At 68.1% G+C, this 25,109-nt stretch carries 20 protein-coding genes, 1 tRNA gene and 1 pseudogene; 17 read left to right on the top strand and 5 right to left on the bottom strand.

Features of this window, described 5'->3' with window-relative positions:
* Positions 1–4 precede the first annotated feature (4 nt).
* From MUG78_RS01730 to MUG78_RS01780, 11 genes are all read left to right on the top strand, one after another.
* Positions 5–1,474 carry an SCO6880 family protein gene (locus MUG78_RS01730; protein WP_246991605.1) on the top strand — a complete coding sequence of 490 codons (1,470 nt, stop codon included), beginning with the start codon at positions 5–7 and terminating at the stop codon, positions 1,472–1,474.
* Between the two features lie 52 nt (positions 1,475–1,526).
* A complete protein-coding gene (locus MUG78_RS01735; protein ID WP_246991607.1) occupies positions 1,527–2,327 on the top strand; it encodes a hypothetical protein in 801 nt (266 codons plus the stop codon).
* A gap of 32 nt (positions 2,328–2,359) precedes the next feature.
* Complete coding sequence (locus MUG78_RS01740; protein ID WP_246991609.1) at positions 2,360–3,826, top strand: putative type IV secretion/conjugal transfer ATPase; 1,467 nt, start codon at positions 2,360–2,362, stop codon at positions 3,824–3,826.
* Complete coding sequence (locus MUG78_RS01745) at positions 3,823–4,275, top strand: hypothetical protein (protein WP_246991611.1); 453 nt, start codon at positions 3,823–3,825, stop codon at positions 4,273–4,275. The genes MUG78_RS01740 and MUG78_RS01745 overlap by 4 nt, the downstream gene beginning before the upstream one ends.
* 35 nt (positions 4,276–4,310) lie before the next feature.
* Entirely contained in the window at positions 4,311–4,826 is a 516-nt protein-coding gene (locus tag MUG78_RS01750; RefSeq protein ID WP_246991613.1) for a hypothetical protein, read from the top strand.
* A complete protein-coding gene (locus MUG78_RS01755; RefSeq protein ID WP_246991615.1) occupies positions 4,823–6,613 on the top strand; it encodes a type IV secretory system conjugative DNA transfer family protein in 1,791 nt (596 codons plus the stop codon). The genes MUG78_RS01750 and MUG78_RS01755 overlap by 4 nt, the downstream gene beginning before the upstream one ends.
* A 227-nt stretch (positions 6,614–6,840) precedes the next feature.
* Positions 6,841–7,389, top strand: coding sequence for a hypothetical protein (locus MUG78_RS01760; protein ID WP_246991616.1), 549 nt, complete (start codon positions 6,841–6,843; stop codon positions 7,387–7,389).
* 113 nt (positions 7,390–7,502) lie between these two features.
* Positions 7,503–12,452, top strand: coding sequence for a helicase-like domain-containing protein (locus MUG78_RS01765; RefSeq protein WP_246991618.1), 4,950 nt, complete (start codon positions 7,503–7,505; stop codon positions 12,450–12,452).
* A gap of 61 nt (positions 12,453–12,513) precedes the next feature.
* Positions 12,514–12,972: a single-stranded DNA-binding protein gene (locus MUG78_RS01770; protein WP_246991620.1), complete on the top strand. Its 459-nt coding sequence runs from the start codon at positions 12,514–12,516 to the stop codon at positions 12,970–12,972.
* A gap of 14 nt (positions 12,973–12,986) precedes the next feature.
* Positions 12,987–13,586, top strand: a complete 600-nt coding sequence (locus MUG78_RS01775; protein ID WP_246991622.1) for a hypothetical protein — start codon at positions 12,987–12,989, stop codon at positions 13,584–13,586.
* A 210-nt stretch (positions 13,587–13,796) separates the two neighbouring features.
* Positions 13,797–14,213 (top strand): sulfate permease, encoded by a 417-nt coding sequence (locus MUG78_RS01780; protein ID WP_246991624.1) that lies wholly within the window; start codon positions 13,797–13,799, stop codon positions 14,211–14,213.
* Here MUG78_RS01780 and MUG78_RS18045 read toward each other — a convergent pair.
* Positions 14,182–14,313 (bottom strand): hypothetical protein, encoded by a 132-nt coding sequence (locus MUG78_RS18045; RefSeq protein ID WP_281499765.1) that lies wholly within the window; start codon positions 14,311–14,313, stop codon positions 14,182–14,184. The two genes, MUG78_RS01780 and MUG78_RS18045, sit on opposite strands and share 32 nt — an antisense overlap.
* An 88-nt stretch (positions 14,314–14,401) precedes the next feature.
* Between MUG78_RS18045 and MUG78_RS18400 the strand changes: the two are divergent.
* Positions 14,402–15,385 (top strand): annotated as a pseudogene (locus MUG78_RS18400) (recombinase family protein); the annotation flags it as partial.
* On the opposite strand, the gene MUG78_RS01790 reads toward MUG78_RS18400, so the two are convergent.
* The 3 genes from MUG78_RS01790 to MUG78_RS01800 all read right to left on the bottom strand — a co-directional run bounded on the left by MUG78_RS01790 (position 15,305) and on the right by MUG78_RS01800 (position 16,863).
* The gene (locus MUG78_RS01790; RefSeq protein ID WP_246991628.1) at positions 15,305–15,817 is read right to left on the bottom strand and encodes a hypothetical protein; all 513 of its coding nucleotides are present in this window, start codon (positions 15,815–15,817) and stop codon (positions 15,305–15,307) included. The pseudogene MUG78_RS18400 and the gene MUG78_RS01790 overlap by 81 nt on opposite strands.
* Positions 15,818–15,944: 127 nt before the next feature.
* Positions 15,945–16,017 (bottom strand) — tRNA-Ala (locus MUG78_RS01795).
* A gap of 105 nt (positions 16,018–16,122) precedes the next feature.
* Complete coding sequence (locus MUG78_RS01800; protein ID WP_246991630.1) at positions 16,123–16,863, bottom strand: DsbA family protein; 741 nt, start codon at positions 16,861–16,863, stop codon at positions 16,123–16,125.
* A gap of 154 nt (positions 16,864–17,017) precedes the next feature.
* Between MUG78_RS01800 and MUG78_RS01805 the strand changes: the two genes are divergently transcribed.
* The 3 genes from MUG78_RS01805 to mdlC all read left to right on the top strand — a co-directional run bounded on the left by MUG78_RS01805 (position 17,018) and on the right by mdlC (position 21,906).
* On the top strand, positions 17,018–18,487 hold the full coding sequence (locus MUG78_RS01805; RefSeq protein WP_246991632.1) for an NAD-dependent succinate-semialdehyde dehydrogenase: 1,470 nt from the start codon (positions 17,018–17,020) through the stop codon (positions 18,485–18,487).
* A gap of 76 nt (positions 18,488–18,563) precedes the next feature.
* Complete coding sequence (locus MUG78_RS01810; protein ID WP_246991633.1) at positions 18,564–20,228, top strand: FMN-binding glutamate synthase family protein; 1,665 nt, start codon at positions 18,564–18,566, stop codon at positions 20,226–20,228.
* A 46-nt stretch (positions 20,229–20,274) separates the two neighbouring features.
* The gene (mdlC, locus tag MUG78_RS01815) at positions 20,275–21,906 is read left to right on the top strand and encodes a benzoylformate decarboxylase (RefSeq protein ID WP_246991635.1); all 1,632 of its coding nucleotides are present in this window, start codon (positions 20,275–20,277) and stop codon (positions 21,904–21,906) included.
* A 67-nt stretch (positions 21,907–21,973) separates the two neighbouring features.
* On the opposite strand, the gene pgm is transcribed toward mdlC, so the two are convergent.
* A complete protein-coding gene (pgm, locus tag MUG78_RS01820) occupies positions 21,974–23,617 on the bottom strand; it encodes a phosphoglucomutase (alpha-D-glucose-1,6-bisphosphate-dependent) (protein WP_246991637.1) in 1,644 nt (547 codons plus the stop codon).
* Between the two features lie 43 nt (positions 23,618–23,660).
* Between pgm and MUG78_RS01825 the strand changes: the two genes are divergently transcribed.
* Together MUG78_RS01825 and MUG78_RS01830 are read left to right on the top strand one after the other, a co-directional pair.
* Positions 23,661–24,248: an alpha/beta hydrolase gene (locus tag MUG78_RS01825; RefSeq protein ID WP_246991639.1), complete on the top strand. Its 588-nt coding sequence runs from the start codon at positions 23,661–23,663 to the stop codon at positions 24,246–24,248.
* Between the two features lie 24 nt (positions 24,249–24,272).
* Positions 24,273–25,109 (top strand): ABC transporter ATP-binding protein, encoded by an 837-nt coding sequence (locus MUG78_RS01830; RefSeq protein ID WP_246991641.1) that lies wholly within the window; start codon positions 24,273–24,275, stop codon positions 25,107–25,109.

A 25,109-nucleotide genomic window follows, 5' to 3' on the forward strand; every position in this document is an offset into this window, starting at 1 on the left:
TGCGATGTCGAACACTGAAACTGCCCGCGAACGCGGCGGCGAGCTGGTGCCTGTGAAATTCTCCCGCCTCACGAGGCGCGGCATCCTGCTCGGCCTGTCGCTGTCTCAGCTGATCACCCTCGGTGTCGGTGGGGCGAGCCTCGTGGCCGCGTTCTACGGCGGAGGCGGTGCCCTGTTCCTCATCACCGCGCCGATCTGGGTAATCGCTGCCGCGATCACCTGGATTCCGGTCGCAGGCCGCCCGCTGGTCGAGTGGCTGCCGGTGACCTGCTGGTGGCTGTGGCGCACCACCGGCGGGCAACTGGCCTACCGCCGCAGGATCGTCACCCCCCGCCCGGCAGGAACCCTCGCGCTGCCCGGCGACGCGGCCCGGCTGCGTGAGTACGTCGATCCCGAGACCGGGGCCGGAATGGTGCACGACCCGACCGCCGGAACCCTCACCGTCGTCACCGAGATCACCCATCCCGCGTTCGTCCTACTCGACCCCGGTGAGCAGGAACGGCGCGTGACCGCATGGGGCAGGGTGCTGGCGACCGTGTGCCGTTCGGGGCGTATCGCCACGCTGCAAGTGCTGGAGCGGACGCTGCCGGACTCCGGGCAAGGTTTGGCAGAGTGGTGGGCCGCGCACGGCACTGCCGACGGTTCATGGGCGGCGACGACGTATCAGGAACTCATCGAACGGGCCGGACCTGCCGGGGAACGCCACGCGACCACCCTCAGTCTGAGCCTGGATATGCGGGCCGCCGCCCGCCAGATTCGCACCGCAGGCGGCGGCGTCAAGGGCGCGGCGAACGTGCTGCGGCAGGAGATGGGCACGCTGTCGGCAGCGCTGCGCTCGGCAGACCTGACGAGCAAGGGCTGGCTCAGCACCGGACAGATCGCGGTCATCCTGCGCTCGGCGTATGACCCGGCGATCGCCGCGACGCTGGAACGCCACGGCGACCTCGGTCACGACCTCGCCACCGCCGGGCCGGTCGCAGTCACCGAGTCGTGGGGGCATATGCGCAGCGACTCGGCCTACCACTGCGTCGTGTGGATCTCGGAGTGGCCGCGCTCGATGGTGCATCCGGGATTCCTCTCACCCGTGCTGCTGTCCAGTGGCATACATCGGGCGTTCTCGCTGATCTGCACCCCGCTGCGCACCGATCAGGCGGCACGCGACATTCGCCGCAAGAAGACCGAGTACATCTCAGATGCTGCCCAACGTGCCCGCATCGGGCAGATCGAAGACGCCTCGCAGACCGCCGAGTACCACGACGTGCTCCAGCAGGAGGCTGACCTGACTGCCGGGCACGGGGTGCTCCGCTACACCGGGCTGATCTCAGTATCTGCCGACTCGCTCGAGGAACTGGAATCGGCAGTCGCCGCGATCGAGCAAGCCGCGATCCAAGCGTCATGCGAGACCCGCGTGCTGGTCGGCCAGCAAGCGCAGGCATTCACCGCCGCCGCACTGCCGCTGTGCCGCAAGGTCTGAACCGTCGGGCGCACCTCGAAACCATCCCCACTGATTCACCTGGAGGCCCGACATGCCGACGTTCAACGACCCAACTGCCGACGCGGAGGAAACCCGCCAAGCATTGCGTGGTCTCGCGCACGCTACCCGTCGCATCGACGACCCCGACAAGCTCTACGGCATCGTCGGGGAACTCCTCGGCGCGGCCCGCTCCCTGGAGCAATCGCTCATCCAACTCGCAGGGGCCAGCCTCACCCACCAAGGAAGCGCCGCCCACGACGACGGCGACCGCAACCTCGGCGCTGCTGATGCCTGGGCCGCTGCCGACGCGCTCCAGCAGGCCGCACGACACGTCAGCGCCGCCGAAAGCGTGCTCGAACAGGCATCCGGGCATCTGGGCCGCATCGCCTGGCAACGCCCGCAGCGGCGATGGGTAACGGTCGTGTTCTTGCAGGGCGACGAAGCCGGTCGGGTGCTCGACCTCATCGACCGCGACGGCGCCGACGCCGCAATCGAGCATTTGCGCGGCTGCGACTACGACGATGAGACCACTAGCGCCGCGCTATCCAACGGGCACGTCTACGACGAACCGCCCACCGATATGCACTCGCGACGAGCCGATGGCGGCGACTACGCCCTGATCTACAGTCACGCCCTCGGGCACGCCGGGCTCTACCGCGCCCTCACACCACCGCCCGACAACACACCAGAGAGTGACGGCCCGCAGCACACCGGGCCTGCGCGAGACGCGGCGAACGCCGAAGCCGCGCGACAGGCCCTCAATGAGCGCCGCGACCGAGTGCGCGGCGACGGATCATGGTTCACCCCCGACCGCATCGCGGACATCACACGCAACCGGGGGCTGGAGCGATGAACCGCAACGATGGTGAGAAGCTGCACGCCTCGGTGCTGGTCACCCCCGCGAAAGAGCGGCGACGCTATCGCAAACAGCGACGCCAGGCCGCGAACCAACTACACCACGAACAACAGCAGCTGAAGAGCGCAGAGGCGAAAGCTCGCGCCGACGCAGAGAAAGCCGAGCGCGCCGCACGTCAGTATCTGCCCGCCGCAGGCGAACCCGGCCCGTCCATGCTGCGCACACCAGGCCGCTTCCACCTGCCCCGGCATCAAGACACCTCCGCCACTCTGTCGGGGGCGTACCCGTTCGTCGCAGAGGGCGGCCTCGGGTCCAGCGGAGTCTTTGTCGGCCAAGACCTCTACTCCGGTGGGTCGTTCGTCTACGACCCCTGGGTGCTGTACGCCAACGGTGTCATCACCGCACCCAACGTGGTCCTGGCCGGAATCGTCGGCTCCGGCAAGTCAAGCCTGGCGAAGTCGCTGTACACCCGCAGCCTTCCCTTCGGCAGGCGCGTCTATGTGCCGGGCGACCCGAAAGGCGAACACACCGCCGTCGCCGAGGCCGTCGGCGGACGCGCGATCGCACTCGGGCACGGCACGGCCAACAGGCTCAACCCCCTGGATGAGGGCTATCGGCCCTCCCACTTCACCGACGTCGAGTGGGAGAGCACCGTGTCCGCCCGTCGCCGTGACCTCATCGGCGCATTGGCCGAGGTGGTACTCGCTCGCCCGCTGACCCCACTGGAACACACCGCGATCGACACCGCGCTGACCGCGACCGTGCGGGAGAACACCGTGCCGATTCTGCCGATGGTCGTCGACCGCATCCTCGCCCCCACCAGCGACAGCGACGGACGACTGGCCGAAGACGGCAGAATCGTCGGCCACGCTTTGCGGCGGCTGGTCGCAGGCGACCTCGCTGGGTTGTTCGACGGCCCCTCGACAGTGCAGTTCGATCCGACGCTGCCGATGATCAGCCTCGACCTGTCGCGGGTGACGGAGAACAGCACGCTCATCAGCGCACTCATGACCTGCTGCTCGGCGTGGATGGAGTCCGCACTTCTCGACCCAGCAGGCGGACAACGGTGGGTGATCTATGACGAGGCGTGGCGACTGATGTCGCAGCCGTCGCTGCTGAGACGAATGGATGCGCACTGGCGACTCGCCAGGCACTACGGCATCGCCAACGCCTTGATCTTCCACAAGCTCACCGACCTGGAGAACGTCGGAGACTCCGGCAGCGCCATGCGCTCGCTCGCCAACAGCCTGCTCGCGAACGCCGAGACCCGCATCATCTACCGGCAGGAGAGCGACCAGCTGGGCGTCACCGCCAAGGCGCTGGGCCTAACGACCACCGAACGCAAACTGTTGCCCTCACTCGGCGTCGGGCAGGGCCTGTGGCGCATCAAGGAACGCAGCTTCGTCGTTCAACAACAACTACACCCTGCCGAACTGAAGCTCTTCGACACGAGCGCCAGGGCATCAGGTCTAGCTCCCGGCGGGAGCACACTGTGAACCAGAGCGAACCCGATGATGAACGCCTCACGGCGACCATGAGCGCGCTCGATGACGGACTGAACCAGATCGCGAGGAAGTACGACGGCAGCGTGCTGTTCTTCTACGAGGATCCCGAGACGTTCGGTGCCGGGCACTTCGTGTTCTACCCGGAGAACGACGCCCGTTCACGGTTCGCGATCGAAGAGCAGTACACCGGCTCCGATTGGTCCGACGACGAGCGACTGCCGACATCGTGGACATGGACCGCAGAACGCCGAGTGCGCCACCCTGACGGCACCACCGTGTGGGGCATCGAACGCGAGGGCGAGGCACGCGCCGAGGACTTCCGGCAGGTACTCGCCGAGGCAGAGAAGTGGGCACGGCGCACGCAGAACCGCACCGCCTCAAGCAACCAGTTCGGCATCGGGCACGGGCATCGAAACGAACCGCCCGCGCCGAGGCTCTGACGCCTGACTGGGAGGCGGCGGGCGCACCTGATGGCATGAGAAAGCCTCCCGCCCATGCCCCTGTTCCTGCGCCGGTGTCGATGCCGGTGATCCGCCTGGCCGTGCAGTACGACGGCACGATGAGCGCCACCGTCGACGGTGAGCCCCTCGCCCCGCCGGTCGACGAGGGCGTGTGGCGGCGCGGCTCGTTCGCACGGATTGTCGATCAGGTCACCGCCGAGCGGATGATCCCGGCACGGGTCGAGGTCACCGAGGCCGATGGCTCGACGTTCACCGACATCATCACCGCCACCGCCCGCAAGAACACCCCAGCCCCCGACCTGCCGGAACCCGACCCGGCTGACGCGCCCCGGCTGCTGGAAGTGACCGGGGAAGGCTTTGTGCCCGGTGAAGACATCGCGGTGTGCCGCATCATCCGACACACCGACGCGGCTGCGACCGGCACCGCCCGCGCACTCATCGACCTGGCCTACGACCACATCGACACTGGCGACGAGGTCGTGCTGATGGGCCGAGTCTCGGGCACGTTCGTCGTGCGGAGCCTGTCATGAGCGCCCCCGCACCGGGCAGGCAGACCGGCTCATTCGGTGACGAGCTGACCAACGCCGCCATGATCGGCCTGATCGGGGTGTTCGCGCTCGCGCTGCTGCTGCGCGGGGCCGGGTCGGTGGCCGCCTTCCTCACCGGAACTGCTCAGCCGGCGGCTGGCCCCGCTGCCGGGATCGGCGTGCTGTTCACCCCCGGCGACCCGGCGACCGCTCTGGAAGCCGAGGGCCTGAACGTCGTGGCTTACTGGACGGTCGCGATCGTTCTGCTCGCGCTGCTGGCGGCGGCGATCACCTGGGGCTGGACGCTGCTGCGCCGCCAGTCGCGCAAGAGTGCGACCGACCCGCACCGGCTGGTCGGCACCGCCACGAAACACGACGTCGCGCGGGCCGCGTCGACCAAGGCACTACTGGGTCGCGCTACGAACCTGCGCCCCTCGCTGGCAGACCCATTGCCTGCCGATGTGGGCTACCGGCTCGGCACTTCCCACGGGCATGACGTGTGGGCCAGCGTCGAGGACTCGATCCTGCTGATCGGCCCACCGCGCTCAGGCAAAGGTCTGCACATCGTCATCCCCTCGATCTTGGACGCACCCGGCGCGGTCGTGGTGACCTCAACCCGACCGGACAACCTCACCGCGAGCCTGCGCGCGAGACAGCGCATCGGACCGACAGCAGTATTCGACCCACAGCATCTAGCCGAGGGCATCCCAGCCGGGCTGCGATGGTCACCGATCAGGGGCTGCGAAGACCCACTGACAGCGATGATTCGCGCAACCGGCCTCGCCTCAGCGACCGGCCTGAGTACGGGCGGCGTCGAGGGCGGCGGGTTCTGGGAGGGCAAGACGCGCTCCGCCCTCCAAGCCCTGCTGCACGCGGCCGCGATCGACCACAGGCCGCCCGCCGAACTGTTCCGCTGGACGCTCGACCCGACCGCCGCCGCCGACGCGGTGGCGATCTTGACGAACAGCCCGCTCGCGGCGGGCGGATGGGCCGAATCGCTGGAGGCGATGATCGACTCCGACCCACGCACCCGCGATTCGATCTGGCAAGGCGTGTCACTGTCGCTCAGCGCACTGGCCGACCCACGCGTGCTCGATGCGGTCACGCCCGGCGAGGGCGAGGATTTCGATCCCGAGAAATTCATCTCCTCGCGCGGCACGCTCTACCTGCTCGCCACCGGCGCCGGAGCAGGTGCCAGCGCCGCGTTGGTCGCGGCGTTCGTCGAAGACCTCGTGGAAGCGGCCAGGCGCGTGGCGGCACGCTCTCCGGGCGCGCGCCTCGACCCGCCGATGGCGCTCATCTTGGATGAGATCGCCAACCTCAGTCCGCTGCCGAGCCTGCCGACCCTCATGGCCGAGGGCGGCGGCACAGGCATCACGACCATGCCGGTGCTCCAGAGCCTCGCGCAGGCGCGTGACCGCTGGAGCGAGAACCAAGCCAACGCCATCTGGGATGCGGCGATCACCAAGATCGTCCTCGGCGGCGCATCCAACAGCCGCGATCTGCAAGACCTCTCCACGCTGATCGGCGAACGCGACGAGTTCACCGACAGCGTGACCCTGGGCGATCACGGCACCCGCTCCAATCAACGCTCGATCAGGCGCGTGCCGATCATGCCGCCCGACCGCATCCGCACCCTCCCGTTCGGCACAGCCGTCACCATGCTGCGCTCGGCCCCGCCGATCATCACCGACCTGCGCGCCTGGCCGAAACGACCCGACGGCATCCAGCTCAGAGCTGATCGCGCCGATATCGAGGCGTTGTTGGAACGAGGCAGCAATGGCACCTGAGCCGCACCTATCTCACCGATCACCGAACCGTGACCGACAGCGTCGGCCACGGGCAGTCACGACAACGGCCCGAGTGTGGTGGAGGTGATAGCTCATGGCCCGACGCAGGAGCCGAAAAGCGCCGCCCGGTCAGCTGGAGTTCGACCTGTGGGGGCTGGCCGAACAGACCGCCGACGAGCAGATCAGCAAAGCCGCCGAAACCTTGCCCGGTGTGAAGGGAGCAGAACGTGAACAAGTACGGGGCACAGGCGATGCGGCACTGGAAGACGCACGCACCGGAGCGGTACAGGTTGATCGAGAAGCCGACCCGGTTTTTCACCGAGCTGGGGCTGGAGGCGCAGGGCCAGATCAGCGAACTGGCACGGCGGATCGAGACGAACCGCCCTTTGTTGCTGGCCAAGACGCCCTCTTCGGAGCAGACTTACTTGCAGGACGTGGCGTACCGGATGACGGCGCTACGGATAGCGGAGGAGGTCGTGATGCAGCAACTCGCCTGGGTCACCGACCCGAGCCTGCCGCTGGACGAGGCCCGTCAGGAGTGGAACCAGACCTCCCCGAACGACGAGAACCTGATCATGTGGGCCGAGCGAATGCAGGACGCCCCCGATCTGATGCCCTCGACGGTCGACTTGGAGCAGAAAGCCAAAGACTGGGCCGTGCCACTCTGGTTCTTGGAGGGCATGGTCGAAGCGGAGATCCCGAGGCGGTATCTGGAAGAGCACCAGAGCCTGCTGGCGGAGGCCGCGACGATCCGCTTCCTTCGCGAAGTCCACTAACCCCCACCGCTGGGGACACCGGGCCAGAGTCTGCCGCGCCGGTGGTGCGGTTCGTTCCCGCCACGCACGACGACCTGGCTCCCTCGGGTGCGAAGGCCCGTTTCCACGCGAATGTGGCCGCCATCGAGACCGCACGGCTGCTCGCCGAGCACGAACACCCGGCGACCGCCGACGAGCAGCAGACGCTCGCGCGCTGGTCGAGCTGGGGCGCGGTGCCCGATGTATTCGACGAGTCCAAGTCCGACTGGAGCACAGAGCGAGAGCAGCTGCGGAGCCTGCTCACCCCGGAAGAGTGGGATGCCGCCGCGCGCACGACGATCAACGCGCACTACACCGATCCGTTGATCGTGCGGCAGATGTGGCGGGCCATGACCGGGCTCGGCTTCGACGGCGGCAGGGTTCTGGAACCCGGCTCCGGGCTGGGCACGTTCCTGGGAATGGCCCCCGAGACCGCGCGCATGACCGGGGTGGAACTCGACCCGGTAACTGCGGCGATCAGCCGCGCCCTGTACCCGCACTCCGAGGTGCGCGGCGAGTCGTTCGCCGACACCCGCCTGCCCGAGGGGTCGTTCGACGCGGCGATCGGGAACGTGCCGTTCTCGGATGTGAGCTTGCACGACCCGGTGCACAACCCGACCCGGCAGTCGATGCACAACCACTTCATCCTCAAATCCCTTCGGCTCGTCAGGCCGGGCGGAATGGTCGCCGTACTGACGTCGCAGTACACGATGGATGCGCAGAACCCCGGCGCGCGCCGGGAGATGGCGATGCTCGCCGACCTCGTGGGCGCGATCAGGCTCCCCGCCGGGGCGCATCGGCGCACGGCGGGCACCGACGTGGTAACCGATCTGCTCATCCTGCGCCGCCGCGAGGACGGCCAGCCGCTCGCCGATGAGCTGTGGGAGACGGTCACTCCGATCAGCCTGGACGGGCAGGCGGCGAAGATCAACGCCTACTTCGACCACCGCCCCGAGCATGTGCTCGGTGAGATGCGTATCCGTCAGGGGATGTACGGCAGGCCAGCAGTCACGGTCGACGGCGACTTCGAGCGGCTGGAAACCGACTTGGCTGACGTGCTCGATCAGATCACGTTCAGTGCTCGCCGCACCGGGCTGACGTTCACCGCGCCCACGGTTGAGCATCAGGCGCGGCAGGCCGCCCGTGTGCCCTCGCCACCGCAGTTGTGGGATGGCAGCATCGTCACCACCGACACCGGGTTCGGCACCGTCGCCGCTGGTTCCGTCGAACCGATGGAGGTGCCAAAGTCGGCTGGGGCGGAGCTGCGCGCCCTGCTGGGGTTGCGCGACGGCGCGCACCGGCTGCTCGAACTAGAGGCCGCGACCGTCGATGACACCGACGAGATTAACGGGGCACGCGAGGGTCTGCACCGCGACTACCGCAAGTACGTCGGCAGGTACGGGCCGCTGAACCGCTACACGCTGCGCCGCACCGGACGCACCAACGATGCCGGGGAAGACACCTACGCCCGCACGGTGCCGACCCCGATCCGGCTGCTGCGCTCTGACCCGTTCGGGGCGCTCGTGCTCGCCCTGGAGCAGTTCGACGACACCGACCAGACCGCGACCCCGGCGGCGATCATGACGCGCCGGGTCGTCTCCCCGCGAACCGAACCACAAGGCGTGAACACCCCTGCCGATGCGATCGCGGTCAGCCTTGACCGCACCGGCAGGATCGATCTGCCGCTGATCGCCGACCTGCTCGGCATGGACGAGGCTGAGGCGCGCGCCTCGCTGACCGGGCTGGTGTTCACCGATCCGGTCACCGATGAACTCATCCACGCCCCGGCGTACCTCTCCGGCGATGTGCGCGTGAAACTGGAGCAGGCCACGGCGCGCGCGACCGACGACGCAGAGTTTCAGACGAACGTGGACGCGCTGGCCGAGGTCGTACCCGACGCGCTCGGTGTGCAGGAAATCAGCGCCCGCATGGGAGCGGTGTGGATCAGCGCCGAGGTGCACGCGCAGTTCCTGAACGAGCTGCTGCGCACCAGCGACGTGAACGTGGAGAACCCGCTGCCGGGCATGTGGGAAGTGCGCGGCGGCCGCCAAGGGCTGCTGGCCACCAGCGAGTGGGGAACCGAACGCCGCCCCGCACCGGACATCGCCCAGGCGATCATGGAACAGCGAACCCTGCTCGTCTACGACGAGATCGAGGACGTCGACGGCAAGAAGCGTCGCGTGCTCAACCCGCTAGAGACCACCGCCGCGCAGGAGAAAGCCGACGCTCTGCAAGAGAGGTTCGCCGAGTGGGTGTTCGAAGACCCCGAACGTGCCCGCACCCTCGTGACCGAGTACAACCGGCGCTTCAACTCCATCGTGCTCAGGGACTACACCGACGCGGGTGAGTACCTCAGCCTGCCGGGGCTGGCGGAGAACTTCACTCCTCGTCCGCACCAACGCTCGGCGGTCGCGCGCATGATCGCCGAACCCTCCGCCGGGCTATTCCACGAGGTCGGAGCGGGCAAGACGGCGGAAATGATCATGGGCGTGATGGAGATGCGCCGCATGGGGCTGATCGACAAGCCCGTGCTGGTAATCCCGAACCACATACTGGAACAGTTCAGCCGCGAATGGCTGCAAATCTATCCGCAGGCCCGGATTCTCGCCGCCTCCAGCAAAGACCTCACCGCCGACAAGCGCCGCCTGTTCGTCGCGCGGGCCTCGGCGAACGAGTGGGATGGGGTGCTGGTGACGCAGGGCGCGTTCGAGAAGATTCCGCTGCGCGTCAAGACTCAGCAGGCGTACATCCAAGCCCAGGTGGACGAGATGCGGGACGTGCTCGCCACCGCGACGGGCGAGAACGCCATGAGCGTCAAGCGCATCCAGCGCAAGCTGCTCCAGCTGGAGAACAAGGTCAAAGCCCGCATCGACACCACCCGGGATGCCGGGGTGTGCTTCGAGGACACCGGCATCGACTACGTGGTCGTCGACGAGATGCACATGTACAAGAACCTTGCCACCGAATCCAACATCGCTGACGCCGCGATCGAGGGTTCCAACCGCGCCAGCGATCTGCACATGAAGCTCGAATACCTGCGCTCGCAAGGCCGCGAGCGAGTCGTCACCGGGGCGACCGCGACACCGATCTCGAACTCGGTGACGGAGGCGTTCGTGATGCAGAAGTACCTGCGCCCGGACTTGCTGGAGGCGGCCGGGATCGGCGCGTTCGATGCGTGGGCGGCGACGTTCGGGCAGACCGTCACGCAGATGGAGATGGCCCCCACCGGCAACAACACGTTCCGGATGAAGACGCGGTTCGCGAAGTTCCAGAACGTGCCCGAGATGCTGAAGCTCTGGTCGATCTTCGCCGATGTGAAGACCGCTGAGGATCTGCAACTGCCGATTCCCGATATCGCCAAACGCGAGGACGGCAGGCGGGCACCGGAAACGGTGGCGATCCAGCCCACGGTCGAGTTGGAGCAGTTCATCGAGACTCTCGGCACCCGCGCCGAGAAAGTCGCGGCCCGGTCGGTGTCGCCGAGCGAGGACAACATGCTCACCATCTCGACCGATGGGCGCAAGGCTGCGCTCGATATTCGCATGATCGTGCCGCGTGACCCCTCGGGGCCGACCAAGGTCGATCTGGCCGCCGACAGCATTCATCGGGTCTGGGAACAGACGAAGGACAACACCTACCTCGACCCGCTCACCGGGCAGGAGTCGTCCGTGCGCGGGGCGTTGCAGTTGGTGTTCTCCGACATCGGCACCCCGAACCCGAGCCGGTGGAACGCCTACGACGAACTCCGGGCGCAACTCATTGCACGCGGGATGCCTGCTGAGTCGATCCGGTACATGCACGAGGCCAAGACCGATGTGGACAAGGCCAGGTTGTTCGCCGCCGCGCGCGCCGGGCACGTCGCGGTGCTGATGGGGTCGACCGAGAAAATGGGCGTCGGCACCAACGTCCAGAACCGTGCCGTCGCCTTGTACCACCTGGACTGCCCGTGGCGACCAAGCGACATCGCCCAGCGTGAGGGCCGCATCCTGCGCCAAGGCAACCAGAACGCCGAGGTCGGCATTGTCAGGTTCGTCACCGAGCGGTCGTTCGACTCCTACATGTGGCAGGGCGTCGAACGCAAAGCCACCTTCATCGCGCAGCTCATGCGTGGGAGCCTCGACTCGCGCGAGATCGAGGAGATCGACTCATCTGCGCTCTCTGCGGCAGAAGCCAAAGCGATCAGTTCGGGCAACCCTTTGCTGTTGGAGCACTCGACCGTGCACACCGAAGTGCAACGGCTGCGCCGTCTGGAGCGCGCCTACCACCGCAACGAGTCGATGCTCGCCCATGCTCGCGACCGCGCCAGCGATCACGCACGCCGCGCCGCCTCCGATATCGACGCCCTCGAGGCGGTCCTGCCGCGTGTCACCGATACCTCCGGTGAGAAGTTCCGCATCGAGCTACGCGGCCACACCTACACCTCCCGCACCGACGCGGCCCACGCGCTCGCGTCCTGGGCGCACGAGTCTGATCTGAAATGGGCACCCCGCTACGCCACGCGCGACTACGGCACGATCGGCAAGATCAGTGGCTTCGAGGTCACCGTCTCGACCAGTCCTGCGCTCGGTGCCGAGCCGATGGTGACCGTCAGACTCGACGCAGTGCCGCGCAGCGGCTTCACCATGACCCGCCAGTCGTTCCTCGACGGCGGCGTCGGACTCATCCAGCGCATCGAGAACCGCGCCTCCGGCATCCCCGCGCTCCTGGAGCAAGCTCGCGACGACCTCACCAGCGCCGAGCAGGAACGCGCCGACGCGGAGCAACGCATCGGCCAGCCCTTCCGCCACGCTGTGTCCCTCGCAGACGCCGAGAATGACCTCACCCGAATCGAGACCCAGCTGGCCGCGATGCAAGAAAACATCGACCATGCAGCACCGCCCGAACCCACGCCGCAGAGCCCTCCGAGCGGGCTGACCGTAGAGACGGTGCGAGCGCACCGGGCGGCGTTCGGCGTGCGAGCTGACCCGACCCGGGCGCCGAGCACCACCGGAGCGTTCACCAGCACTGGTGGCGAATCGCGTGACCTTCCCCCACGGGGACTCTGAGCGCACCTTTCCGTCACACCAGCCGAAGAGAGGCGGTGCGACGTGAACAGGAGGACGCGTGATGGGGATCAAGAACGGCACGATCATGGTCGGTCACATCGCCGGGGACCCGCGACTGACCCACAGCGAGAAGACCGGTACCCCGAGGTTCTACGCCCGCGTCGGCGTCGACCACTGGCGACGTGAAGATGACGGCACCTTCACCAAGACCGACCGGACGTTCCACGACCTCGCGGTGCGCTACAAGGCCGCCGAAGCAGCGATGGACCTGTTCAAGAAGGGCGACGACTTCATCGCCACCGGACGGTTCGAGAAGTTCACCGACCCCACCACCGGGGCCGAACGCGAGGAGTTCCGCGCCGACACCCTCACCCCGAACCCGGTCAGCACACGGCTGAGCATCGAACGCGAACCGCGCCCCGGCCCGGGGCGAGACGCGCCCGGCGTTGACCGCAACCAGGCATTCGAGCGGCCCGAGCAGTCCTCGCAAGCCCACGAGCCTGCGACGCTTGGCCGCTGAACCGGGAGCAGACCATGAGCGATCACACTCACGCACCAGCCGAAGAACCTGACGAGCGGCCAGACCCCGATCTCGACCCCGCATCGACGCCGGAACCGCACGGTGACCTCGGACCGGTGCTGGAGGAACCGCCCGGCCCGATCAACTGGAACCTCTTGACCGCTGATGAGGCAGAGCATGCCTGGTTGGAGCTGAACCAGTGGGTGAACTGGCTGCGCAGCACCTACGGGCTGCCCACCTCGGTGATTCCTCCAATGTGGCATCGGCACCCCGAGCTGCACTGGGAACTCTCCGCTCTCCACACCCACTGGCTCAACGCCTTCGATCCGCAGCAGAACGGTTCGGCACCGATCGGCTGGCATCGCGACTTCGCAGATACCCGACAGCGACTGCGCGATTGGGTCGCCGCCAGCGGCACCCGGCTCGACCGGGACCGGCCCACTCGCCAGACGATCTGGCCAGGAGAGGATGACGCCGCGCCCATCGAAGACACCCCCATCGAGAACCGTGACGAGGACTTCGTGGCGTTCGTCATCGCCGACATCGAACGCCGCCGACAGATCGAGCACGACTTCTACGCCAGCCTCAACCCTGACACCGGCGAACTCGCCTGAACGTCCGAAGAACACTCGTGGGGTCGAGCCACACAGCTCGACCCCACACGCATGCCCTTCCCGAGTGTCAGCTGACCCGGTAGAATCAAGGGAACAGGCGACATTACATCAGCTAGGCCGTCACCCTCCGTGGAGGCGGCATGACGAGCCGGGCATCCCGCCCAGGTGAGTCCATCCCATCAAGGCGTCGCCACTTGGGAGGACTCCGTCATGCTCCGACTGATCTGGAACACTAGCACCCGCATCCGCACCTTTATGCGCGTCTGGATGCCCACCAACATTCTGCTCGACGCACTGCGCACCAGGCGAGGGCTGCGCTGGGGCATCCCGGCCATGCTGCTCTCCGTCGTCTACTTCGCGACCGCCTACTGGTGCACCACGCTCATCGCCGATGGCGGCCCCGGTTGGCTGCACCTGATCGTGCTGCTGTGCATCATCAATGCGTTCAAGTTCCTCATCAACGGCCCCATCACAGCCGCCCGACTCATCAGCGTCCGTCGCCGTGAACGCAAGCACGACCACCCGCGCCGACAGGTACCGAGTGCACCTGTAGGGCATGAGGCATTACCGGACGACGAACACGGGGCGGCGTATCTCAGCCGAACCTCGGGTGCGCTCCACACCTGATCGCGCCCGTCTGGTCGACCTCGTGCTGCACCTCGCCGACGAACTCCACGCCCACGAACTCGATGAACGCCAGCGCCGACTCGGCGCTCCGAGCATCCACGACGCATCACCATCTGCTCCGGCAGATGAGCAAGGAACAGATCACGATGACACTCCTCGCCCCGAACACTGAGACCGACTCCGCCCCGATGTTCACGGCAGTCACCTACCAGCGAGTCTCCACCAAAGAACAAGCAGCCAAGGGCGGACGCGACGAAGGGTTCTCGATCCCCGCCCAACGTGAGGCCAACGCCCGCAAAGCCGAGTCTCTCGGCGCGCGGGTCGTGGCGGAGTTCGTCGACGCCGGAGAATCTGCCCGCTCAGCTGACCGACCCGACCTGCAACGGATGCTCGAATACATCGCGACCCATCAGGTCAGCTACTGCATCGTGCACAAAGTCGACCGCCTCGCCCGCAACCGGGTCGACGATGTGGAGATCCACCGCCGCCTCGTCGAAGCAGGAGTAACGCTGGTCTCAGCGACGGAGAACATCGACGAGACACCCTCGGGAATGCTGCTGCACGGCATCATGTCGTCCATCGCCGAGTTCTACTCCAAGAACCTCGCCACCGAAGTCACCAAAGGCCTCACGCAGAAGTTCGAGACCGGCGGCACCCCGATGCGTGCACCCATCGGCTACCTCAACGTCCGCAAGCGCGACGAACAGGGCCGCGAATACCGCACCGTGGAGATCGACCCCGAACGCGCGCCGCTCATCCGATGGGTATTCGAGCAGTACGCCACTGGGGACCGCACCGTCGTTGACCTGCTCGCCGAGGTCACCGCGCGCGGCCTGACCACTGTGCCCACTCCCAAGCGCCCCTCCGGTCCGATGGCACGGTCCGGGTTCTTCAAGATCCTGCGCAACCCCTACTACATCGGCATCGTCCGCTACAAAGGCGCAGAACAGCCCGGCACCCACGAACCCCTCATCGACATCGACACCTGGCAGCACGTCCAACGACTCCTCGACTCGCGCAAGATCGCCTCCGAACGGCGACGCTCACACGACCACTACCTCAAAGGCACCCTGTACTGCGGATCGTGCGGATCACGGATGCAACTGGACTACCCGGCGAACAAGCAAGGCGTCCGCTATGGGTACTACGTCTGCTCCGGGCGAGCCTCGAAACGTAAGAACTGCACTCGCCGAGCCGTGCCGATCGGTGTCGCCGAGCAACTCGTCGCCGACTGCTACCAAGACATCGCGATCACCGAGGCCGACTACACAGCCCTCGCCGCCCAGGTCGAGGCCGCGTTCGATGAACGCCTCGCCTCCCGCTCTCAAGAGTTGGCCGAGCTGACCGAGAACCGCCAGCGACTCCAGAACGAGAGCGACAAACTCCTGGCGGCTCACTTCGCTGACGCCATCGACCTGGAGACCTTGAAGCGTCACCAAGACCGCATCCGCACCGGCCTCGCCGACATCGACCGCCGCCTCGCCAGCGAACACGACCACCACACCGGAGCACGCAAACAACTCAGCACAGCCCTCAGCCTGCTGGTCGACTGCGCCACGCTCTACGCCCGCACGAACGATCAAGGCAAGCGGCTCGCGAACCAAGCGCTCACCGACGGCATCGAGATCAGTGAAGACGAAAGGGCGACGATCCGACTCGCTGAGCCCCTCGCCGCCCTCACACCAGAACCGACATCAACTGATGTCAGGAGTTCTAGTACGTCTTCAATTGTGGAGCTAAGGGGACTCGAACCCCTGACCCCCACACTGCCAGTGTGGTGCGCTACCAGCTGCGCCATAGCCCCGTATTCGTTTCGTGCACCCCTTGAGGTGCGCTAGCTAAGTTACCCTACCGCTCGAAGTGGAACCAAATCAGCTGTTCAGAGCGATTCCGGTGGGGTTCGGCGGAATCAGTTCGACGGGCCGCCGGTGATCAGTTTCGCGATCCAGGCGTCGCCATCCATGATGCCCTCGACCGCTTCGCCGGCCACCAGCACGGTCGGCGTCGCGACCTTGCCCTCGTTGGAGTTGGCGAGCTGCGTGCGCGAGGCGTCGGCCATCTTCTTGGCGGCGTCGACCTGCGCGCCGTCGGCGATGCACTTCTGGGTGGCTTCGGAGGCTCCGGCCTGCGCCGCCATCACGGCGATCGCCGCGTTGTCCGGATCGCTGTCGCCGCCGGCCTTGGCGAACAGTTCGGCGTGCAGGCGGTTGAAGACCTGCACCGAGTCACCGCCGCGCGCCAGGCACAGGATGGCACCGGCGCCGCGCGAGGAGTAGTCGCCCGACGGCGACTTCTCGTCCATGAAGGTCAGCAGGTGGTAGCGCACGCGCAGTTGTCCGGCCTGCACGGCGGCGGCCAGCGCCGTGCCGGACTGACCCTCGAACTGCTTGCAGGCGGGGCAGGTGAAGTCTTCGAAGACGTCGACGGTGACCTTCGCATCCTGGGGACCGACGATGAAGGCGGCGTTCTCGGCGAGCACCTTGTCGTCGACGGGCGGGTACGACCGGGTGTTGCTCCACACGAAGCCGCCGATGATCAGCGCGGCCACCGCGACGGCCACTCCGATCATGATGTACGTCGACCGACTGGAGGTGGCCCGCGGCTGATAGTCGGCGATTTCCTTCGGCGCACCCGGCGTCTTCTTGCTCACGGACTCGACTCTAGTCGGTCTTTTCTGGACCGGATCCGACGACGATGCCTGACTCGCCCCCGATGTCAGGGCCAGGTCATAGAGTGCAAGGTGAAGGGGGACGCACGCCGACCCGGCCGCTGCGGCCCCGTGCGCCGAGCCGAAGGATCGTTCCATGACCGACCGCCGAGCCCTCCTCGATCACGTTCCGACCGGCATCTGGCTGTCGAACACGTCCGTGCCGGCGGCCTCTGGCAAGACCTTCCCGGTGATCGATCCGGCCACCGGCGACGTGCTGGTGGAGGTGGCCGACGGCGGTGTCGAAGACGCGATGGCGGCCGTCGCCGAGGCCGCCGAGGCCGGCCCGAAGTGGGCGGCCACCCCGCCCCGCGAACGCGCCGAGATTCTGCGTGCCGCCTTCGAGGAAGTGCAGCGACGGTCCGCCGACTTCGCCCTGCTGATGACACTGGAGATGGGCAAGATTCTGCCCGAGAGCGTCGGCGAGGTGAACTACGGCGCCGAGTTCCTCCGCTGGTTCAGCGAGGAGGCCGTGCGCATCGGCGGCCGCACCACCACGGCCCCGGCCGGCAACGGCGACATCCTGGTGATCAAGCAGCCGATCGGGCCGTCGTACGCGATCACGCCGTGGAACTTCCCGCTCGCAATGGGCACCCGAAAGATCGGCCCGGCGCTGGCCGCCGGCTGCCCCATGATCGTCAAGCCCGCCGAAGACACCCCGCTCACCATGCTGCTGCTCGCGAAGGTCTTCGCCGACGTCGGTCTGCCGCCCGGCGTGCTGACGGTGGTCCCCACCGGCACCGGTTCGGCCGCGCAGTCGGCGGCGGTGATGGCCGATCGCCGCGTCCGCAAGGTCTCGTTCACCGGGTCCACCGGCGTCGGCAGTCTCCTGATCAAGCAGTCCGCTGACCAGGTCCTGAGCACGTCTATGGAGCTCGGGGGCAACGCACCGTTCATCGTGTTCGACGACGCCGACCTGGGCAAGGCGATCGAGGGCGCGATGGCCGCCAAGATACGCAACGGCGGCGAGGCCTGCACCGCGGCCAACCGCTTCTTGGTGCAGAACGGGATCCGCCCGGCCTTCACCGCGGCCCTCACCGAGCGGCTGTCCACGATGACGGTGGGCCCCGGGTACGACGACACCAGCGAGCTCGGCCCGCTGATCAACGCGAAGCAGCTCGATCGGGTCGCCGCACTGGTCGACGAGGCGGTCGAGGCCGGCGCCACTGTGCAGACCGGGGGCACCCGGCTCGACGGCCCCGGCTTCTTCTACCCGCCGACGCTGCTGACCGACGTCCCGGACCACTGCCGGATCCGCGACGAGGAGATCTTCGGTCCGGTGGTGGTGATCGTCGGCTTCGACACCGAGGACGAGGCCGTCGCGGCCGCCAACGACACCGACTACGGCTTGGCGTCCTACTTCTATACCAACGACCTCAACCGGACCAAGCGGGTCGCGGCCCGCCTGGAGTACGGGATGGTCGGCGTGAACCGCGGCGTGATCTCCGATCCGGCCGCGCCGTTCGGCGGCGTCAAACACTCCGGTCTGGGCGTGGAGGGCGGCGTCACCGGCATCGAGGAGTACCTCGACACCAAGTACATCGCGCTGACCCCGGACGACGCCTGAGTCCTCGGCTCCGCACCGCACATTCACCGGGCACGGCGAACCCCGTCGCGGCCGCACATGGAAGGGGAGAAGTTCAGTGGCTCGATGGTTAAGCGTGCTGGCGTTCTGGGTTCTGGGCGGGGCGTCGTTCGCCCTGGTATTCCTGGTGTCGCCGTGGTGGCTGTTTCTCACCGTGTCACTGCTGCTCATCGCGCTGGTCGGCAGCTTCGACCTGGTGCAGAAGCGGCACAGCATCCTCCGGAACTTCCCGGTGCTCGGGCACTTCCGCTTCCTCCTCGAGTTCATCCGACCGGAGATCCAGCAGTACTTCATCGAACGCGACTTCGACGGCCGCCCCTTCGATCGGACCAACCGCACCGCGATCTACGAGCGCGCGAAGAACGTGAAGGATGTCGACCCGTTCGGCACCGAACGCGATCTGTACCGGCCCGACTACGAGTTCGTGCGGCACTCCATCGCCGCGCACCCCGCGCCGGACACCGTTCCGCGCGTGCGCGTGGGCGGACCGGACTGCACCCAGCCGTACGACATGGCGCTGTTCAACGTCTCCGCGATGAGCTTCGGCGCGCTGTCGGCCAACGCGATCCGCGCCCTCAACGGCGGCGCGGCCAAGGGCGGCTTCATCCACGACACCGGCGAGGGCGGTCTGAGCCGCCACCACCTGGAGCCGGGCGGCGACCTCATCTGGGAGATCGGCACCGGCTACTTCGGCTGCCGCACCGCCGACGGCCGATTCGACGCCGACCTCTTCGCGCACAAGGTGCAGGCGCCGTCGATCAAGTGCGTCTCCATCAAACTCTCGCAGGGCGCCAAGCCCGGTCTGGGCGGCGTGATGCCGGGCGCCAAGGTGACCCAGGAGATCGCCGACATGCGCGGCGTGCCGGCGGGCCAGACGGTGGTGTCCCCGCCGTCGCACAACCGGTTCCACACGCCGGAAGGCCTGTGCGACTTCCTCGCCCAGCTGCGCGCCCTCAGTGGCGGCAAGCCCGTCGGCTTCAAGCTGTGCGTCGGCTCCCGCAGCGAGTTCCTCGGCATCTGCAAGGCCATGCTGACCACCGGGATCGTCCCGGACTTCATCATCGTCGACGGCGCCGAAGGCGGCACCGGTGCGGCACCGGTCGAGTTCGAGGACCACGTCGGAATGCCGCTCACCGAGGGCCTGATGACCGTGCACAACGCCCTCGTCGGCGTCGGGCTGCGCGATCGGATTCGGATCGGCGCCTCCGGCAAGATCACCGACGGCTTCGACATCGTCAAGCGTGTCATTCAGGGCGCCGACTTCACCCTCGCCGCCCGCGCCATGATGATGGCCGTCGGCTGCATTCAGGCACAGCAATGCCACACCAACAAGTGCCCCGTCGGCGTCGCGACTCAAGACCCCAGACGGGCGCGGGCGCTCGATGTGGCCGACAAGACCGAACGCGTCTACAACCTGCAGCGCCACGTGGTCTCCAACGCCAAACAGTTCGTGGCCTCGATGGGTCTGCAGAGCTTCGCCGATCTGCACCCGACCATGCTGATGCGGACCGTCGGCCCCAACCAGTCAAAGTCGTACGCCGAAATCTACGAATGGCTGCGCCCCGGCGAGTTGCTGAGCAGCCCGCCTGCGTCATGGGTCGACGACTGGAACGCCGCCCGCGCGGACTCGTTCGTGCTCACCGCCGGTTCGGTGACCGACGTCGCCGCCCGGGCCGCGACCCACCCGCACATGACGTCGACGTCGAACCCGCTCGCCGTCTGATCACGGGCGCCTCAGAGAACTCACCGAGAAGAACAGGACGATTCGCATGACGACGGTCCGCGAGGCCACCTTCACCCTCCTGCGCGAGCTGGGCCTGACCACCGTGTTCGGCAACCCCGGCTCCACCGAAGAGACCTTCCTCCAGAACTTCCCGGACGACTTCCGATACATCCTCGGCCTGCACGAAGGGTCGGTGGTGGCCGCCGCCGACGGCTACGCCCAGGCCACCCGCGCACCCGCGCTGGTGAACGTCCACACCGCGGCCGGCGCGGCCAACGCGCTGGGCGCGGTACTGACCGCGGCCTCCAACCGCACCCCGCTGATCATCACCGCCGGTCAGCAGACGCGCGACATGCTGCTGCTGGACCCGTGGCTGGCCAATCCCGATCCGCAGAACATCCTGGCGCCCTACGTGAAGTGGGCGTACCAACCGGTGCGCCCGGAGGACGTTCCCGCCGCGTTCATGCGGGCCTGGGCCGTCGCCCTGCAACCGCCCGCCGGTCCGGTGTTCCTCTCGATCCCGCTCGACGACTGGGAGGCGGAGTGCCCCATCCCATTGGCCGTGCGGTCGGTCGCGAGCCGGGTGGCCGCCGATCCCGCCCGCCTCGCCGAGTTCGCCCGGGTCTTCGCCGAAGCGGCCAATCCGGTCGTCGTGCTCGGGTCCGATGTGGCCCGCGGCGACGGCTGGCGGCAGGCGGTGGCCTTCGCCGAGCACACCGGTGTCAAGGTGTGGGCGGCCCCGAGCAGCGAACGTCCCCCGTTCCCGGAGGACCACCCGCTGTACGCCGGCGGGCTGCCCTTCGCGCAGGGTCCGCTCGCGGAGCGTCTGGCCGGGCACGACGTGGTCCTGGTGATCGGTGCCCCGGTGTTCCGCTACTACCCGTGGATCGCCGGTGACTATCTGCCCGACGGCGCCCGGCTGCTGCACATCACGTCCGATCCGGCCGAGTCCGGCCGCGCGCCCGTCGGCGACAGTCTGATCGGCGACGCCGTGCTGGCACTCGAAAGTCTCGCCCGTCTGCTGCCGGCCGGTTCCACGCAGGCCGCGGTCCAGCGGCAGGAACACGGCATGGCGCCCCACGCCCCGGCCGAGGCGTCGATCACCGCGCCCGAGGACGACGAACAGCTCACCGCCCGCCAGTTATTCCGGGTGCTGCGCGCCGCGTGCCCGCCGGAGACCGTCCTGGTGGAGGAGAGCCCGTCAAACCTGGCCGACCTGCACGCCGAATGGCCGATCACCCAGGCCGACTCATTCTACACCTTCGCCAGCGGTGCGCTGGGCTGGGATCTGCCCGCGGCGGTCGGCATCACGCTGGCCGAACGGGACAGCGAACGACGACGCCCGGTGCTCGCGGTGATCGGCGACGGCTCCATGCAGTACTCGGTGCAGTCGCTGTACACGGCCGTCCAGCAGGAGCTTCCGCTGGTCACGGTGGTCCCCACCAACCGCGAGTACGCGATCCTGAAGGCCTTCGGCGTGTTGGAGAACAGCCCGAACGTGCCGGGTCTGGACATCCCCGGCATCGCGCCGGCGGTGCTGGCGCAGGGATACGGCGCCACCGGCGTCGTGGCGTCGACACCGGCGCAGATCCGGGCCGCGCTGGCCGAGGCCTGGGATCGGCCCGGACCCACGGTGATCGAGGTACCGATCGACCCGACCGTCCCCAGCCTGACCTGACGCCCCAGCCTGTCCTGACCCCCGACCGGCGGGAGGCACGCCCGAGTGCGCCTCCCATCGGCGGGCGTCAGCCGGCGAGTGCGGCGTCGACCAGAGCCTGCGCTTCGGCCTGCACCTGCGCGAGGTGCTCGGGGCCGCGGAACGACTCGGCGTAGATCTTGTAGACGTCCTCGGTGCCCGATGGGCGGGCCGCGAACCAGGCGTTCTCGGTGGTCACCTTCAGCCCGCCGATCGCGGCGCCGTTGCCCGGCGCGGCGGTGAGGATCGCGGTGATCGGCTCCCCGGCGAGGGTGTCGGCCTGCACCTGCTCCGGCGACAGCGCGGCCAGCTTGGCCTTCTGCTCGCGATCGGCCGGTGCGTCGATCCGGGCGTAGGCGCTCGACCCGTACTCGGCCGCCAGCTCGGCGTACCGCTGCGACGGCGTCTTCCCGGTCACCGCGAGGATCTCGGCGGCCAGCAGGTCCAGCACGATGCCGTCCTTGTCCGTCGACCAGGGCCGTCCGTCGAAGGTCAGCAGCGACGCCCCGGCGCTCTCCTCGCCGCCGAAGCCCAGCGAGCCGTCAGCCAGACCGTCGACGAAGTACTTGAAGCCGACCGGCACCTCGACGAGGTCGCGGCCGATGCCGGCGACCACCCGGTCGATCAACGACGACGACACCAACGTCTTGCCGACCGCGGTGGAATCGGCCCACTGCGGCCGATGGGTGAACAGGTAGTCGATGGCGACGGCGAGGTAGTGGTTGGGATTCATCAACCCCGCGTCGGCGGTCACGATGCCGTGCCGGTCGGCGTCGGCGTCGTTGCCGGTGGCGATGTCGAACTCGGCGCGCTGCGCGATCAACGACGCCATCGCGTCCGGCGACGAGCAGTCCATGCGGATCTTGCCGTCGGTGTCCAGGGTCATGAAACCGAACGTCGGGTCCACGGTCGGATTCACCACGGTCATGCCGTCCAGACCGTAGTGGTCCTTGATCGCACCCCAGTAGGCCACCGACGCGCCGCCGAGCGGATCGGCGCCGATCCGGATACAGGCCGCGGCGATGGCCGCCATGTCGACCACCTCCCCGAGCGCGCTCACGTACTCGTCGAGGAACGGATAGTCGGTCACCAGCTCGCTGGCGCGGGCCTGCTCGAACGGCACGCGCCGCACCTCGCGCAGGCCGTCGCGCAGGAGTTCGTTTGCGCGCGCGGCGATCACCGAGGTGATCGCGCCGTCGGCCGGTCCCCCGCTGGGCGGGTTGTATTTGAAGCCGCCGTCGGCCGGCGGGTTGTGCGACGGCGTCACGACGATCCCGTCGGCCGTCGCATCGGAGTGCTCGGCGTTGAACTTCAGGATCGCGCGGCTCACCGCGGGCGTCGGCGTGAACTCGTCGCCGGTCGCGGTCCTCACCGCGATTCCGTTGCCCACCAACACTTCCAGCGCGCTGCGCCACGCCGGCAACGACAGCAGGTGGGTGTCGAAGCCGATGAACACCGGGCCGGTGATCCCCGCGTCGGCTCGATACTCGACGATGGCCTGCGTCATCGCGAGCACGTGATCCTCGTTGAAGGCGCCGTTGACACTGCTGCCCCGGTGCCCGGAGGTCCCGAAGACCACCTGCTGATCCGGGTCGGCCGGATCGGGCGTGATGTCGTAGTACGCCCGCTCTACGGCGACGACGTCGATCAGGTCCTCTTCCAACGCCGGAGTACCGGCCCGCTCATGCCCCATGGCCCCGATTCTGCCACCGGAGGTCCGCACTAGTCTGGCGGTCATGCGTTCACCCCGCCTCGCGGTGCTGGTGCTGCCCGGCGGCACCGACTTCAGCTACCGGCCGTTCTCCCGCACCCAGGGTTCCGCGGTGCGGATGTACCCGTTCAGTCTGTCCATCCAGGCACGCTTCGGCAGCGCCGTCCGCGTGCAGCAGGCCACCTACCGGGTGTACGGCTGGAACGGCGGGCAGGCCAGCCCGATGCCGCATGCCCGCTTCGCACTCGACCGCATGAAGGCCGCCTATCCGGACACCCCGGTCGCGCTGATCGGTCATTCCATGGGCGGGCGGATCGTCGCGCATCTCGGTGCCGACGAGACGGTGTCCGACATCCTCGCGCTGGCCCCGTGGTGGCAGTTCGCCGACTGGCGGTACATCCACGACGACGCCCGCGTGCTGGCCATCCACGGCGAGGCCGACACCGTGACCCGGCACCAGCGCACGCAGAAGGGCATCGCCGAACTCACCGCCCGCGGCGTGAACGCCGAATACCTTCCGGTGCCGGGCGGCCGCCACGCCATGCTCGACCACCTCGGCCTCTGGCACGGCCGCACCCTCGACTTCGTCGACGCGGCGCTCCGCAGAACCTGACCCGCTGCCCCTACGATGGGCCGCATGCCCCTCGTCGCCACCGGCTTGTCCCGATCGTTCGGCAAACACCCGGCGGTCCTGGACGCCTCCGTGACCCTGACACCCGGCACCATCACCGGCCTGGTCGGCCCCAACGGCGCGGGCAAGACGACGCTGCTGTTGCTCCTGGCCGGCCTCCTGAAGGCCGACACCGGCGAGCTGCTGCTCGACGGCGCGCCCGCCGACTCCCCCGCCCTGCGCGCCGCGGTCGGCTGGATGCCCGACGCCTTCGGCACCTGGGACTCGCTGACCCCGCACGAGATCCTGGTGACCTTCGCCCGCCTGTACTCGATCACCCCGCGCGCGGCCGCCGACCGCGCCGACCAGCTCCTCGCCGAAGTCCACCTGAGCAAACACGCCCACCGACCGGCCAGCGAGCTGTCCCGCGGCCAACGCCAACGCCTCGGCCTGGCACGCGCACTGGTCAACCGGCCGCGGGTGCTGCTGCTCGACGAACCGGCGTCCGGCATGGATCCGCGTTCCCGGGTGGAACTGCGCGACCAGCTGCGGGCCGCCGCCGACGCCGGCGCCGCGGTCCTGGTGTCCTCACACATCCTCACCGAACTCGAGGAGATGGTCGACCGCGTGGTGCTGATGGTCGGCGGCCGCACCCGCCCGGCCGAGCTCGGCAGACCGGGCTGGCGGATCCGACTCGTCGGGCAGTCCGAGTCGGCCGCCCGGATCGTCGCCTTCGACGACGACGAGGCCGCCGCCGCGCACCTGAGCGCACTCGTCGCCGACGGGGCGCAGGTCGCCGAATTCAGCCGGACGTCGTCGAATCTGGAACAGGCCTACCTCGACCTGCATGCGGATCGGACCTGA

Source organism: Gordonia alkaliphila, from assembly GCF_023017165.1.
Lineage (GTDB): Bacteria > Actinomycetota > Actinomycetes > Mycobacteriales > Mycobacteriaceae > Gordonia > Gordonia alkaliphila.